Origin of the sequence: Kitasatospora sp. NPDC056731 (assembly GCF_040687675.1) — a bacterium.
In the GTDB taxonomy this organism is placed as follows: Bacteria; Actinomycetota; Actinomycetes; order Streptomycetales; family Streptomycetaceae; genus Kitasatospora.
The window spans coordinates 326,364-338,851 of record NZ_JBFBNR010000001.1; the positions used below are offsets into that span (position 1 = coordinate 326,364).

Sequence of the window (12,488 nt, forward strand, 5' to 3'; positions counted from 1 at the left end):
CCGCCCGCCGCCCGCCGCCCGCCGCCGCCTGGGCCGCAGCGCCGCACCCCCCAGGCCGGGTCCTTAAGCCGCCCGCAGCACCTCGTACGCCGCCTGTAGGAACCGCCCGTCCAGCGACGGCCCGGTGTTGGCCAGGGCCGCCACCGCGGCCGACGCCTGGGGCGAGAACCCGACGAAGGCGGTGAACCCCCGGGTCGCCCCGGCGTGGAAGTACAGGTCGCGCCCGCCCGGGCGGCGGTGGTTCCACACCAGGCACAGCTCGTCCGTCGAGCGCGGCAGCCGCAGCCGCGGCCGCTGGACCTCGCGCAGCGCGGCCGCCAACTCGCCGTGGCCGCCGTCGAGATGCGCCCTCAGGTAGCGCAGCAGGTCGGCCCCGCTCGCCCGGAGCGCGCCGGCCCCCGGCAGCCCGGGGATGCGCCAGGGCGGAAGTTCCTGTCCGCGCCGGTACCCGACCGCCCGCTCCGGCGGGTCCGCCGTACAGGTGGTGGCACCGAGGCCCAGCGGTCGGAGGACCCGTTCGGCGAGCAGTTCCCCGTAGGGCAACCCGCCCGTCTCGGCGAGTGCCCGCCCGAGCAGCGCGACGCCGTAGTTGGAGTACCGGTACCGGATGCCGGGCCTGCACCGTACGGTGGTTCGGGCCACTCCGGCCCTCAACTGCTCGTCCCCGAACGCGGCGTAAGGATTGCTGAACCAGGTCGGCACGGCGCGCGCGGCCAGTCCGGGCGGAAGCCGGGGCAGGCCCGAGGTGTGGGTGGCCAGGTGCAGCAGCCGGATCGGCTCGGGGGAGCGGACGGTCACCGGGTGCCAGCAGTCCGGCAGGCGGTGTTCGACCGTGTCGTGCAGGGAGACGTCTCCGCGCGCGGCCATCTGTGCCAGCAGCAGCGCGGTGAAGGTCTTGCTGACCGAACCGAGTTCGAAGACGGTGTCCGGCGAGCACGCGGCCGTCCGCCCGTGCCCGAGCCGCCCGTGGCAGCGAACCTCCTCCGCGTCCCCGCGCGTGACGGCCACGGTGACGGCGGTGGCGTACGGTCCGGCCGCGCGCACCGCCTCCGCGACCGCCGGACCCAGCCCGTTCACGCGACCGCCGCGGTGGCCCCGAGTGCCCGGGCGAGCGTGATGCCACCGGCCACCACCGCGACGACGGCGGTGTGCTGGTGGTCCTGGAACGCCCGCTCGCGGTCCTCGTCGACCGGGTCGGTGTCGCGCGGCAGCAGGCCGTCCTCGTGCTGGGCGGCGGTCAGCGCGTCCCAGCCCTGCCGTCCGGTGGCCGGTTCGCCGATGCAGGCGTCGACCACGAGGAGTTCGGCGGCGAGGTCCCACTGGCCGATCTCCAGCCAGACGTCGAGCCAGGCCGGCAGCCAGTCGCGCACGTGGTCGCGCATCGGCTCCGGCAGGCCGTCCGGGCGGGCGCCCCAGTCCGTGAGGTGGAAGACGGTGTGGGTGATGTCGTAGCCGGTCATCCAGTTGACGGCCCACGGTTCGGGCGTGGCGCCCAGCCAGGTGCCGGCGGCGAGTGCGGCCCAGTCCGGCTGGTGGGCGAGCCCGACGACCCGTCGGGCGTTGGCGACCCCCAGGCGTCGGTTGGGGTGGATCTCCTCGGCGTGCGCGGCCCGCAGCCGGCTGAGCGAATCGAGCAGTTCCTCCAACGCGGGGTGGCGGTAGCCGGCCCGGGCGAAGTGGGCGTAGGTCTCCAGCGGGTCGGTCATGGTGAAGTGGCGCAGCTGCCGCTCGTACAGCAGGTCGCCCTCGCGCAGCTGCCCCCAGGTGTGGTCGAGCAGCGCGCGTGCGGTGCGGGCCTCGGTGGGCCCGGTGACGCCGTCGCGCAGGATCAGCGAAGCGGCCAGCGCGATCTCGCCGAGCGGCTTGTAGGCGTCGTCGGGGTCGGAGAGGTCGACCACGGTGTTGTCCGGGATCCGGCCGAGGCCGTCGGCGTGGGAGGCGTGCAGCCAGGCCAGCGCGCGGGAGGCGAGCCGCTGCGCGGTGGCGAGGACGTGGGTGTCGGTCATCGGACCCGGCTCCGTCGGTCGGTCGGCGGACGGGAGGAGCGGTCGAGCAGCCGACGGGCGACGGCCAGCTCAAGTCCGGTGCGGGCGCTGCCGTTACCGGCCAGCCGGATGCGTTCCAGGACGGGCTCGACCTCCAGCCGCAGCGGCCGGCCTTCGGCACCGGCCCAGGCGAGCCAGCGGGCGAGCCGGGCGGCGGTGGGGAGGTCGCGGCGCAGCATGGAGCGGACGGCGCCGCGGGCGAGGGCCAGGGTGTGCGCGCGGGCGGTGTCGTGCACCGGGCCGTCGAGCCCGGGCAGCGCCAGGACGGACAGCTGCGCCATCCGTACCGACCAGGTCTGCCAGCCGACGGCCTCCGGGCCCGGAGGCGGCACGGGCGGTGGGGCACCGGTTCCGTACGGCGTGCGGGCGAGCACCTGCCCGGCCGCCCAGTCCTGCCATGCGATCACCAACGCGGCGTCGGCCGAGGCCGCTGCCGATTCCAGTGCCGAGTCCGGTGCCGGAAAGGCCTGCCGGGCCTCGGCCAGCAGTACGGCGGTGGGCCCGTCGGGTGCGGCCCCGGTGAGCAGTTGCGGGGCGAAGAGGTCCGCGCCGAGCACCCGCAGCGCGGCCAGGGTCGGGCGCGGTACGGCGCCGTCCGGGTCCGCGAGCGCGGCTGCGCCCCCGTCACCGCGGAGGGCGTCGAGGGTCCGGCGCGCCACCCGTTCGACGGCTGCGGCGTACTCGTCGCGCAGTGGCGTCTCGGCGAAGGGCATCGGTGGTGTTCCTCCTGGTCGGGGAGCCCCCGGCGGGCGGTCTCGCGGGCCGTGGGTTCGCGGGCGCCGGCTCGCGCAGGCCCGCCGAGGAGCCGGGGAAGGGGTGGGCCGGTCCACACCGGTGGACCGGCCCCGCGATCGGGCCGCCCGGCTACCGGGTCGGTGATCGGGTCGCCCGGCTGCTAGCGAGTCGACTTCTCCTTCGGCGGCTTCGGCGACAGCAACAGCGCCAGCAGCAGGATTCCGAGGGCTTCGGGCGAGTACGTGGGCGCGTCGGACACGACGGCCTCGTCCTCCACCATCAGGCTCGCGAGTGTGTCCGTCTCGACGCGCGTCGCGGTCGGCGTGGTCGTGGTCCGGTGGGTCCGGCAGTGAGTAAGCATCAGAAGTGCCTCCTCAGTTGAGCGTCACCACCCGGTCGGGCGATGCCCCCGTCCGAACGGTAAGGGCGCGGTCCGGTACCTGCATCCGCAGATGGCCGGGCCGGGATAGTCCATTCGGAGTGGGCGCGGCCGCGGTGAGTCGGTACCGTCGGGGGCATGACCACAGCCTTGATCACCGGCGCGACCGCCGGCATCGGAGCCGCGTTCGCCCGCCGGCTCGCCCGCAGCGGCTACCGGCTCGTCCTGGTGGCCCGGGACACCGAACGCCTGGAGCGCGCGAGCGCCGACCTGCACGCCGAGTACGGAGTCGAGGTGGAGGTGCTGACCGCCGACCTCGCCACCGACGAGGGGATCGCGGCCGTCGAGGCCCGGCTCGCCGACTCCGCCCGCCCGGTGGACCTGCTCGTCAACAACGCCGGTTTCGGCAACAAGGGCGCGTTCGGGACCGTCCCGCTCCAGGACGAGCTGGACATGCTGAAGGTGCACATCGAGGCGATCCTGCGGCTGACCACGGCGGCCCTGCCGGGGATGCGCGAGCGCGGTCGCGGCGCGGTCGTGAACGTCGCCTCGGTGGCGGCGTTCCTGCCGCGCGGCACGTACGGGGCGAGCAAGGCGTGGGTGGTGAGCTTCACCCAGGGCGTGCTGCGCGACCTCGGCGGCACCGGGGTGCGGATGATGGCGCTCTGTCCGGGCTTCACCCGTACCGAGTTCCACCAGCGGGCGGGCATGGGCACCGGCAACATCCCGGCCTGGTCCTGGCTCTCGGCCGAGCGGGTGGTGGCGGAGGCGATGCGCGACCTGGCCCGGGGTCGGTCGGTGTCCGTGCCGGGCAAGCGCTACAAGGCGGTGGTGGCCCTCGCCCGCCTGTTGCCCTCCGGTCGGCTGGGCGGCCTGTCCTCGAAGGCGGCGCGCAGCTACCGGACGAACTGACGCGGTCGGGGCGGTCGGGGCGGTCGGTCGGGCGGCCGGAGGGGCGGTCGCCATGGGAATAGATCCAGCCTCACTATTAGCTAGTCTAACTATGAGCTATTCTCGCTATGCTGGCGGCCGTCCGACCGCCCCACCCACGGAGGTTTGCCCTTGAGACCCACCACCATCAACTGGACCCCGCCCGAACGCGCCCAGGGCGAGCCCCGCCCGCCGGCCCAGTGGCGGCGTATCCTCGCCCTCTTCCGCCCGTACACGGGCCGCCTCACGGTCGTCGGGCTGCTGGTGGCCGCCTCCGCCGTGGTGTCGGTGGCCTCGCCGTTCCTGCTCAAGGCCGTCCTGGACACCGCGATCCCGCAGGGCCGCACCGGGCTGCTCAGCCTGCTCGCGCTCGGCATGGTTCTCGCGGCCGTGGTGAACAGCATCTTCAACGTCCTGCAGACGCTGATCTCCACCACCGTCGGCCAGCGCGTCATGCACGACCTGCGCACCGCCGTCTACAGCCACCTGCAACGGCAGTCGCTGGCCTTCTTCACCCGCACCCGCACCGGCGAGGTGCAGTCCCGGATCGCCAACGACATCGGCGGCATGCAGTCCACCGTGACGTCCACCGCGACCAGCCTGGTCTCCAACTTCACCGCGGTGATCGCCTCCGTGGTCGCCATGGTCGCGCTCGACTGGCGGCTCACCGTCGTCTCGCTGCTGCTGCTCCCGCTGTTCGTCTGGATCAGCCGGCGGGTCGGCAACGAGCGCAAGAAGATCACCACCGAGCGGCAGAAGCAGCTGGCCGCGATGAGCTCGGCGGTCCAGGAGTCGCTGTCGGTCAGCGGCATCCTGCTCGGCCGCACGATGGGCCGCTCCGACTCGCTCGCCCGTGAGTTCACCGGGCAGTCCGACCAGCTGGCCGACCTCGAAGTGCGGGCCAGCATGGCCGGGCGCTGGCGGATGAACACCATCCAGATCGTCATGGCCGCGATGCCCGCGGTCATCTACTGGGCGGCGGGGCTGTCCGCGGCGGGCGGCGCACCGATCGTCTCGGTCGGCACCCTGGTCGCCTTCGTCACCCTCCAGCAGGGCCTGTTCCGCCCGACCGTCAGCCTGCTCTCCACCGGCGTGGACGTGCAGACCTCGCTCGCGCTCTTCCAGCGCATCTTCGAGTACCTCGATCTGCCGGTGGAGATCGCCGAGCCGCCGAAGCCGCGGAACCTGACCGACATCCGCGGCGAGGTCCGCTTCGAGGACGTCGACTTCCGCTACGACCCCGCGCAGGAACGGCCGACGCTCTCCGGGATCGAACTCAAGGTCCCGGCCGGGAGCTCACTGGCCGTGGTCGGTGAGACGGGCTCCGGCAAGACCACGCTCAGCTACCTCGTCCCGCGGCTGTACGACGTCACCGGCGGCCGGGTCACCATCGACGGCGTGGACGTGCGCGAGCTGTCCTTCGACACGCTGGCCCGCGCGGTCGGCGTGGTCTCCCAGGAGACCTACCTCTTCCACGCCTCGGTCGCCGAGAACCTGCGCTTCGCCAAGCCGGAGGCCACCGACGCCGAACTGGTCGAAGCCGCCCGGGCCGCGCAGGTCCACGAGACCATCGCCGCCCTGCCGGACGGCTACGACACCCTGGTCGGCGAGCGCGGCTACCGCTTCTCCGGCGGCGAGAAGCAGCGCCTCGCGCTCGCCCGGACGATCCTGCGCAACCCGCCGGTGCTGATCCTCGACGAGGCCACCAGCGCGCTCGACAACCGCACCGAACAGGCCGTCCAGCAGGCCGTGGACACCCTGGCCGCCGGCCGCACCACCATCACCATCGCGCACCGGCTCTCCACCGTCCGGGCCGCCGACCAGATCGCCGTCCTCGACCGTGGTGAGGTGGTCGAACTCGGCACCCACGAGGAACTGGTGGAGCTGGACGGGCGCTACGCGGCACTGCTGCGCCGGGAGGCGCCGGAGCCGGCCGCCGTCGTACCGGAGGCGGCCGCGCTCGGACACGTGTGAGCGCTCGCCCCGGTGCGGCGCGGCGAGGCGTGATGCGGCGGGTGTGATGTGGCGTGGGGTGATGTGGCGCGGTGCGCGGCCGGGGCCTACGCGGCCTTCGGCGCCTCGTTGTAGCGCTCCGCGACCTCCTGGCCGGAGAGCCGCTGGATCGCCGCCATCACCTCGTCGGTCACCTGTCGACGGGCCTTCAGCGAGCGGGCCTGCCCGTGCAGCTCGTCGAAGTGCAGCGGCTCGCCGAACCGGACGGTCACCTTCTTGATCCGCGGCACCCGCTTGCCCACCGGCAGGATCTGCTCCGGTCCCTCCAGCGCCACCGGCACCACCGGCACGCCCGCGGTCAGCGCCAGCCAGGCGACGCCCGTCTTGCCCCGGTAGAGCCGGCCGTCCAGCGACCGGGTGCCCTCGGGGTAGATGCCGAAGGCCTTGCCGTCCTCCAGGATCTCCAGCGCCGACTCCAGCGAGGCCTGAGCGGAACGGTAGGTGCCGCGCTCGACCGGCACCGCGCCGATCGCCTCGAAGAAGTCCTTGGACAGCCGGCCCTTGAGCCCCGTCCCGGTGAAGTACTCGGCCTTGGCGAGGAAGTGGACCCGGCGCGGGGCGGTGAGCGGGATCACCACGCTGTCGATGAAGGACAGGTGGTTGCTGGCCAGGATGACCCCGCCCTTGCGCGGCACGTTCTCGATGCCCTCGATGGTCGGCCGCCAGATGCCGCGTGAGACGGGTTTCAGCACCAGCCTGGTGGCGAGATCGAGCATGGTCCCTCCCTGGACGAACGATCGCCCGGGAGGAGCCCGGGCCTGCAATCAGATCCGCAGACTACGACAACCACCCCCGCGGCCGTCCACTCCCGGCGACCGTGGCGCGCACCACGGCCGGGTAGGGTACGCCCGTCCGAACAGAGCACAACCCCGCAGTACCAGGAGGGCACGATGGAGACCACCGAGGCGATCAAGGCCATGTTCGACCGTTTCGACAAGAACGGCGATGGCAAGATCACTCCGGCCGAATACGCGCTGGTCGCGAATGAGATGGGCGACCACGCCGTGACGCTGTCGATGGCCGAGGCCCTGATCCACGCCATGGACACCCGTCACCAGGGCTTCCTGACCTTCGACGAGTTCCTGGCCGCCCGCCAGCGCTGAGCGTGCCGACGGGCCCGGTCGCCGTACCGGCGGCGCCGGGCCCGGTGCCGCACGGCTCCTCACGGCTCCGCACGGTTCCTTAAGGCTCCTCACGGCTCCTCAGGGCTCCGGGAGCGCCGCGGGGCGCCTCAGGACTCCACCGGGAACACCCGGCGCACCACCCGCTCCGCCGCACCGCCGTCGTCCCACGGGCAGAACCGCGCCCGGAAGCGCGCCCGTGCGGCCGGCTCCGGATCGCCCGCCAGCAGCGCCTTCGCCAGCCCGTCCGGGTCCACCGTGACGGCCCCCGGCGGCTGCTCGAACAGGTCGAAGTAGACGCCACGCACCCGCTGGTACTCCTCCCAGTCCGGCGCGAAGATCACGACCGGCCGGTCCAGCACCGCGTAGTCGAACATCATCGACGAGTAGTCCGTCACCAGCGCGTCCGCCGCGAGGTAGAGGTCCTCCACGGTCGGGTGGGCCGAGACGTCGACGATCGCGGCCGAACCCTCGCCCGCCGCCAGGTCGCCCGGGCCGCCGGTGTGGAAGTAGTGCGTGCGCACCAGCAGGGTGAAGTCGGGGCCCAGCCGCCGGGCCAGCTCCCGGACGTCCAGCAGCGGCACGTAGCCGCCCTGGTCGCCGCGGTGGGTCGGGGCGTACAGCACGGCCGTGGTGTCCGGCCGCAGCCCGAACCGCTCGCGCATGGCCCGCACTTCGTCCGGTGTGGTGTTGGCCAGCCGGTCGTTGCGCGGGTAGCCGGTGTCCAGCATCTCGTACCGGCCGGGGAAGGCGCGGGTGAAGTGCTCGCTGGTGTGCGGGTTGGAGGAGACCAGAAAGTCCCAGCGGTCGACGGCCTCCTGGAGCCGGTCGAAGTCCATCCCCTCGGCGGCCTCGGGGCGTTCGCGCAGGTCCATGCCCATCGCCTTGAGCGGGGTGCCGTGTTGGGTCTGCACGTGCACGGTGCCCGCCCGCTTCGCCATCGTGCGCGGGAAGTTGACGTTGTTGACGAAGTACTTGGCGGTCGCCATCGCCTTGAGGTAGGCGGGGGTGTTGACGACCACGTACGGCACGCCGGGCGGCATGGCCGCGGCCTGCTTGCGGTTCTCCACCACCCACACGCCCCGGATCTGCGGCGCCAGTTCCCTGGCCTTCTCGTAGATCGCCGCCGGGCTGCACGCGTAACCCCGGTGCCAGTACGCCGCGTAGACCGCCAGGTGCTCGTCCAACGGCAGCCGACGGAAGGCGTTGTACGCGGTGAACCGGGCGCCGCTGCGCACGCCCTTCTTCACGGCCGGGGCCACCGCCCTTGCCCCGCGCTTGAGTTCGCGCGGCAGCTGCCCGGTGCGGCGCAGCTCCGCGTACGCGATCCGGGCGCCGCGCGCGGCCAGCCGGTACTGCACGCCGCGCACGCCGCCGGGGTAGCGGTAGCCGGTCGGGCGGTGCCGGGCGAAGTGCCGGGCGATCTGGCGGAAGAAGTCCTTGCGCCGGTCGGCGGGGACCAGCCCGGGGGTGTCGTAGACGTTCAGTGCCTGCCGGACGGTCCGGTCGAAGACCAGGGTGCGCAGTGCGTCGGGGACGGGCCGGCCGGGGCGGTCCGGGCGGTCCAGGAAGGCGAAGATCGCGTCGTACTGGGCGAACACGTCGGCGTGCTTGGGGGAGGCGGTGGCGGTGATCGCGCCGTCCCGGCCGCGCCGGTAGAAGTAGCAGGGGCGGTCGAGGTAGCGCAGCCGCTCGGCGGCCAGCAGTGCGGGGTAGGTGACCGAGATGTCCTCGTAGTAGCCGCGGCCGAAGGAGACGCCGAGGCCCTCCAGGAAGGCGCGGCGGAACACCTTGTTCCAGACCGACATCACGGTCTGGAACAGCGCCGGGTGTTCGGCCAGCGTGCACCCCTCGACCAGCGGGGAGTCGGCCAGCACGTGGCGCCAGGGGTTCGGCTCGGTCTCGCCGTCCGGGTAGACGTGGGTGAAGCCGGTGAGCAGGACGTCGGCGGGCGCCCCGGGCCCGCGCTCCCGCTCCTGCTCCAGCTCCAGTTCGTCCAGGATCGCGCCCACCGTCCGCTCGGGCAGCCAGTCGTCGCTGTCTACGAACCAGACGTACTCGCCGCGCACCTGCGCCAGGGCGGCGGTGCGGGCGCCGCCGAGGCCCTGGTTCTCGGTGAGGTGCAGGACCCGCAGTCGGGGGTCGCGGGCTGCGTAGGCGTCCAGGATCGCGCCGGAGCCGTCGGGGGAGAGGTCGTCGACCGCGATCACTTCGAAACGGGACTCCGTGGCGGGGGTGTCGCCGAGGATCGAGTCGAGGCAGCGCGGCAGGAACCGCTCCACGCCGTGGACCGGGAGCACGATGCTGAGGAGGAGGGGCACGCTGGCCGAGTCTACCGATCGACCGGGTGCGACCTGCGGGGACGTCCGACCGGGGTGATCGGCCGAGGTGACTGGCCGGGCTGACCGGCTGCGGTGGAACCGTGGCCACGATCGCCGCTGGGCCCGGAACCGCCGGTGCCGGGCCCTGAACGGGGCGGCACCGGCAGCCTGGCGGCGGCCCGGCCGACCCTCTACGGCCGACCGCCTTTCCGGGCACCTCGCGAGCCTGGCCACCGCAGCGTCGAGGCGGCCGGGCAGTGGCTCGCGGGAGCCGGAGTTCTTCATCACTCGAACACGCACCCGGGTGCGATGCGGGCGCGGACGCGTTCTCACAGATATTGCTTGGAGGATTCCCCGGAGTCAATCCCTCGAATGTGTTCACTTCATGAAGCCTGGAGGTGTCGACCGGTCGCTTTGTCGACGGCCCCGGCTGTCCCCTATATCCACCGCGGTATCCGCGTCGTGTCCACCGCCGCATCCGCCGCGGCATCCCTCATGGCCGCCGGGCCGCCCGCAGGGACGCGTGCGGGGTCGCGTGCGCCCGGCGTGCGCCGTGCGGCCGGGCGCCGGACCTGTGCCCCGGGTACTGCTGACAGATGGCCGGTCGTGCACCATCATTGATGCCTAGTCGTGATCGCCCTGGTGGCCCCTGGTGCATCGTCAGTTGACGCCGCACGGTACGGTGGCACAACACCAAGGACGGTTGCGCGAAGGCCGTCCATCGCGGATAGTCTTCGCCTCACGGCCCTGGCGCCTCGTAGGGGTGGGAAAACTGATGGAACACATGCAAGTGCGGACTCGGCCCCGCGTGCCGGCGATCCAGTGCGGTGTCGGCACGACCGGCCGTCGGATCGACCGACACCTGGCCGTGCTCGGCGCGCCCGCGCTCCCGGCGGTGGACACCGCCGAGGCGCTCGGGTTGATAAGGGAGCTGACGCCGCGCGGCGCGGACGCCCCGACGGCCAAGCGTCGTCACGCGCGGATCTCGCTGCTGACGCCACTGCGCCGGCTGCGGCGAAGCCTCTTCGGCGGGCGCGGCTAGCGCCCGTCGGCCCGGGGCCTACGGCTCCGCGGCCCGGGCCTCCCGGGCCACCCGGTGCGGATCGGGACCCCGACCCGGCGGACCACATGGACCGTCGGGTCTTCGGCGTACCCGGATCCGGGCCCGCCCCGGCCGGGCCGATGTGGTCTAAACCTTTCAGCCTAGTGCACCTCACCGCCCCCACAGGCGGAGTCGGCGAGGTGCTGCGCGAGGCCCGTCGAGGTGGGTCAGGATGGCGCCATGGCGGACAACATCCACTCCACCCACCAGGGCCTCTTCCAGACCACCACCATCGAGATCACCACCGGCAGCCGAGAGGTCGCGCTCGACATCACCGACCGCTGTGCCGCGTTCCTCACCGAGCGGGCCGCCGGCCGCGACGGCCTGCTCAACGTCTTCGTCCCGCACGCCACCGCCGGAATCGCAGTCCTGGAGACCGGCTCCGGCAGCGACGACGACTTCCTCGCCACCCTGCGCGAACTGCTCCCCGCCGACGACCGCTGGCGTCACCGGCACGGCAGCCCCGGCCACGGGCGGGACCACGTGGTGCCCGGCCTGGTCGCCCCGCACGCGACCTTGCCGGTGATCGGCGGCCAGCTGGCGCTCGGCATCTGGCAGTCCGTGGTGCTGATCGACACCAACGGCGACAATCCGCGCCGGACGGTGCGGCTCTCCTTCTTCGGCTGATCCGACTCCTTCGGCCGGGACTCCTAGGGCGGGACTCCCTCGGGCGGGGCTCCTTCGGCCGGGACTTCTTCGGCCGACACTCCTTAGGCCGACTCGACGCCCTACTCGACGGTGGGATCGGCCGGGCCCGCGGGCCCGGCCGGCTCGGCCACGGCGGCGGCCACTGCGGCCAGGTAGCGCTCGATCGCCAGGTACTGGCAGAGCAGCGCGACCGGCCGGCCCAGCCTCGCGTACCAGGCGGTCAGCCGGGAGAACGCCGACACCTCGAACCACACCTCGCCGGCGGCGTCCATGGACACCAGGAACGCCTCCTCGCCGCACTCCGGGTGCCCGGGGAGCGTGCCGTACGCGAAGCCGATCCGGTCCGGCTCCTCGACCGTCCACACCACCCGGCACGGGATCACCAGCCGGGGCCACCGGCTGCCCGGCAGGCTCAGCCGCAGCAGCACCGTCGACCCCGGCTCGGCCGGCGCGTGCGGGTACACGGCGAAACCGGTGCCCAGCTGGCTGCCCCAGCCGAGTACGTACCGCCCGGCCCGGGCCAGCACCTGCGGCCCGCGGCCCAGGTGCACCCGCCGTCGCAGGTGCGCGTAGCCGTCCGGCAGCGGGCCGCCGCGGGTGGAGCCGACCTCGGGGTAGGAGGGCGCGCTGGCGCGGGCGGCGAGCAGGCGCCGCTGGAGGTCGGTGGCCATGCGGTCACCGTAGCCGGGCGTTGCGGGCCCGCCGTCGGCGGGTCGCCCGGGGGCGGGGTGCACGCGGGGCGGGGGCGGTCGGCCCGTTTCGGGCTGCGCCCGCTCCTGGACGGCGCCGCCGCCCTGATCGAGGAGTGCGGGGACCGGGTCAGGCTGGGGCAGGGCGGGTCGGCGATCGGGTCGGGCTCGGGTCGGCGGCGCCTTGCGGCGGGGGCCGGGGGCGGAGTAGGAAGGCGGCATGAGCGACAGCGCGAGGAACGAGGACACGGCGGTCTGCGAGTTCGCCCCCGACGGCGGGGCGCAGGCGGCGCTGGTACGCGATCCGGCGTCGACCGGGCCGCGGGCCGACTGCGTCCTGTGCGGGGAGCCGACCGAACTGCCCGCCGACCACCCGGGCAGCACACTCTGCCCGGTCTGCGCCTGGCAGCAGGCCCAGCGGGTGGCCTGTTCGGGCTGATGCGAAGCAGCGCGACCTAGCCGCGATGCCACCGGCTTGACAGCGCCCGCAAGTCGCTGACCTGCG

The 12,488-nt window shown here is 73.5% G+C and carries 13 protein-coding genes; 6 read left to right on the forward strand and 7 right to left on the reverse strand.

Translation table 11 applies throughout. The features are described from left to right. Window positions 1-63: 63 nt before the first annotated feature. The 4 genes from AB0R04_RS01400 to AB0R04_RS01415 all read right to left on the reverse strand — a co-directional run bounded on the left by AB0R04_RS01400 (window position 64) and on the right by AB0R04_RS01415 (window position 3,141). Entirely contained in the window at window positions 64-1,077 is a 1,014-nt protein-coding gene (locus tag AB0R04_RS01400; protein ID WP_363367058.1) for a serine hydrolase domain-containing protein, read from the reverse strand. Then, the gene (locus tag AB0R04_RS01405) at window positions 1,074-2,006 is read right to left on the reverse strand and encodes a hypothetical protein (RefSeq protein WP_363367060.1); all 933 of its coding nucleotides are present in this window, start codon (window positions 2,004-2,006) and stop codon (window positions 1,074-1,076) included. Before AB0R04_RS01405 ends, AB0R04_RS01400 begins: the two co-directional genes overlap by 4 nt. Continuing rightward, window positions 2,003-2,758 carry a hypothetical protein gene (locus AB0R04_RS01410; protein ID WP_363367062.1) on the reverse strand — a complete coding sequence of 252 codons (756 nt, stop codon included), beginning with the start codon at window positions 2,756-2,758 and terminating at the stop codon, window positions 2,003-2,005. The genes AB0R04_RS01405 and AB0R04_RS01410 overlap by 4 nt, the downstream gene beginning before the upstream one ends. Before the next feature lie 182 nt (window positions 2,759-2,940). After that, window positions 2,941-3,141 (reverse strand): hypothetical protein, encoded by a 201-nt coding sequence (locus AB0R04_RS01415; protein WP_363367064.1) that lies wholly within the window; start codon window positions 3,139-3,141, stop codon window positions 2,941-2,943. Window positions 3,142-3,297: 156 nt separating this feature from the next. Here AB0R04_RS01415 and AB0R04_RS01420 point away from each other — a divergent pair, with 156 nt between their 5' ends. Together AB0R04_RS01420 and AB0R04_RS01425 are read left to right on the forward strand one after the other, a co-directional pair. After that, window positions 3,298-4,071: an SDR family oxidoreductase gene (locus AB0R04_RS01420; protein ID WP_363367066.1), complete on the forward strand. Its 774-nt coding sequence runs from the start codon at window positions 3,298-3,300 to the stop codon at window positions 4,069-4,071. 150 nt (window positions 4,072-4,221) lie between these two features. Next, window positions 4,222-6,063: an ABC transporter ATP-binding protein gene (locus AB0R04_RS01425; RefSeq protein WP_063349967.1), complete on the forward strand. Its 1,842-nt coding sequence runs from the start codon at window positions 4,222-4,224 to the stop codon at window positions 6,061-6,063. Window positions 6,064-6,149: 86 nt separating this feature from the next. On the opposite strand, the gene AB0R04_RS01430 is transcribed toward AB0R04_RS01425, so the two are convergent. Beyond that, the gene (locus AB0R04_RS01430; RefSeq protein ID WP_063349968.1) at window positions 6,150-6,818 is read right to left on the reverse strand and encodes a lysophospholipid acyltransferase family protein; all 669 of its coding nucleotides are present in this window, start codon (window positions 6,816-6,818) and stop codon (window positions 6,150-6,152) included. A gap of 174 nt (window positions 6,819-6,992) precedes the next feature. Between AB0R04_RS01430 and AB0R04_RS01435 the strand changes: the two genes are divergently transcribed. Then, window positions 6,993-7,205 carry an EF-hand domain-containing protein gene (locus AB0R04_RS01435; protein WP_063349969.1) on the forward strand — a complete coding sequence of 71 codons (213 nt, stop codon included), beginning with the start codon at window positions 6,993-6,995 and terminating at the stop codon, window positions 7,203-7,205. A gap of 128 nt (window positions 7,206-7,333) precedes the next feature. Here the strand turns inward: AB0R04_RS01435 and AB0R04_RS01440 are convergent, their stop codons facing one another. Then, on the reverse strand, window positions 7,334-9,544 hold the full coding sequence (locus AB0R04_RS01440; protein WP_363367069.1) for a CDP-glycerol glycerophosphotransferase family protein: 2,211 nt from the start codon (window positions 9,542-9,544) through the stop codon (window positions 7,334-7,336). Between the two features lie 775 nt (window positions 9,545-10,319). Between AB0R04_RS01440 and AB0R04_RS01445 the strand changes: the two genes are divergently transcribed. Both AB0R04_RS01445 and AB0R04_RS01450 read left to right on the forward strand, forming a co-directional pair. Next, window positions 10,320-10,586 carry a hypothetical protein gene (locus AB0R04_RS01445; RefSeq protein ID WP_063349971.1) on the forward strand — a complete coding sequence of 89 codons (267 nt, stop codon included), beginning with the start codon at window positions 10,320-10,322 and terminating at the stop codon, window positions 10,584-10,586. A gap of 240 nt (window positions 10,587-10,826) precedes the next feature. Next, a complete protein-coding gene (locus AB0R04_RS01450; RefSeq protein WP_363367071.1) occupies window positions 10,827-11,273 on the forward strand; it encodes a YjbQ family protein in 447 nt (148 codons plus the stop codon). Between the two features lie 101 nt (window positions 11,274-11,374). Here the strand turns inward: AB0R04_RS01450 and AB0R04_RS01455 are convergent, their stop codons facing one another. Then, window positions 11,375-11,965 (reverse strand): DUF1990 domain-containing protein, encoded by a 591-nt coding sequence (locus AB0R04_RS01455; RefSeq protein ID WP_363367073.1) that lies wholly within the window; start codon window positions 11,963-11,965, stop codon window positions 11,375-11,377. A gap of 238 nt (window positions 11,966-12,203) precedes the next feature. Here AB0R04_RS01455 and AB0R04_RS01460 point away from each other — a divergent pair, with 238 nt between their 5' ends. Beyond that, window positions 12,204-12,422 (forward strand): hypothetical protein, encoded by a 219-nt coding sequence (locus AB0R04_RS01460; protein ID WP_363367075.1) that lies wholly within the window; start codon window positions 12,204-12,206, stop codon window positions 12,420-12,422. The last annotated feature ends 66 nt before the right edge of the window (window positions 12,423-12,488 follow it).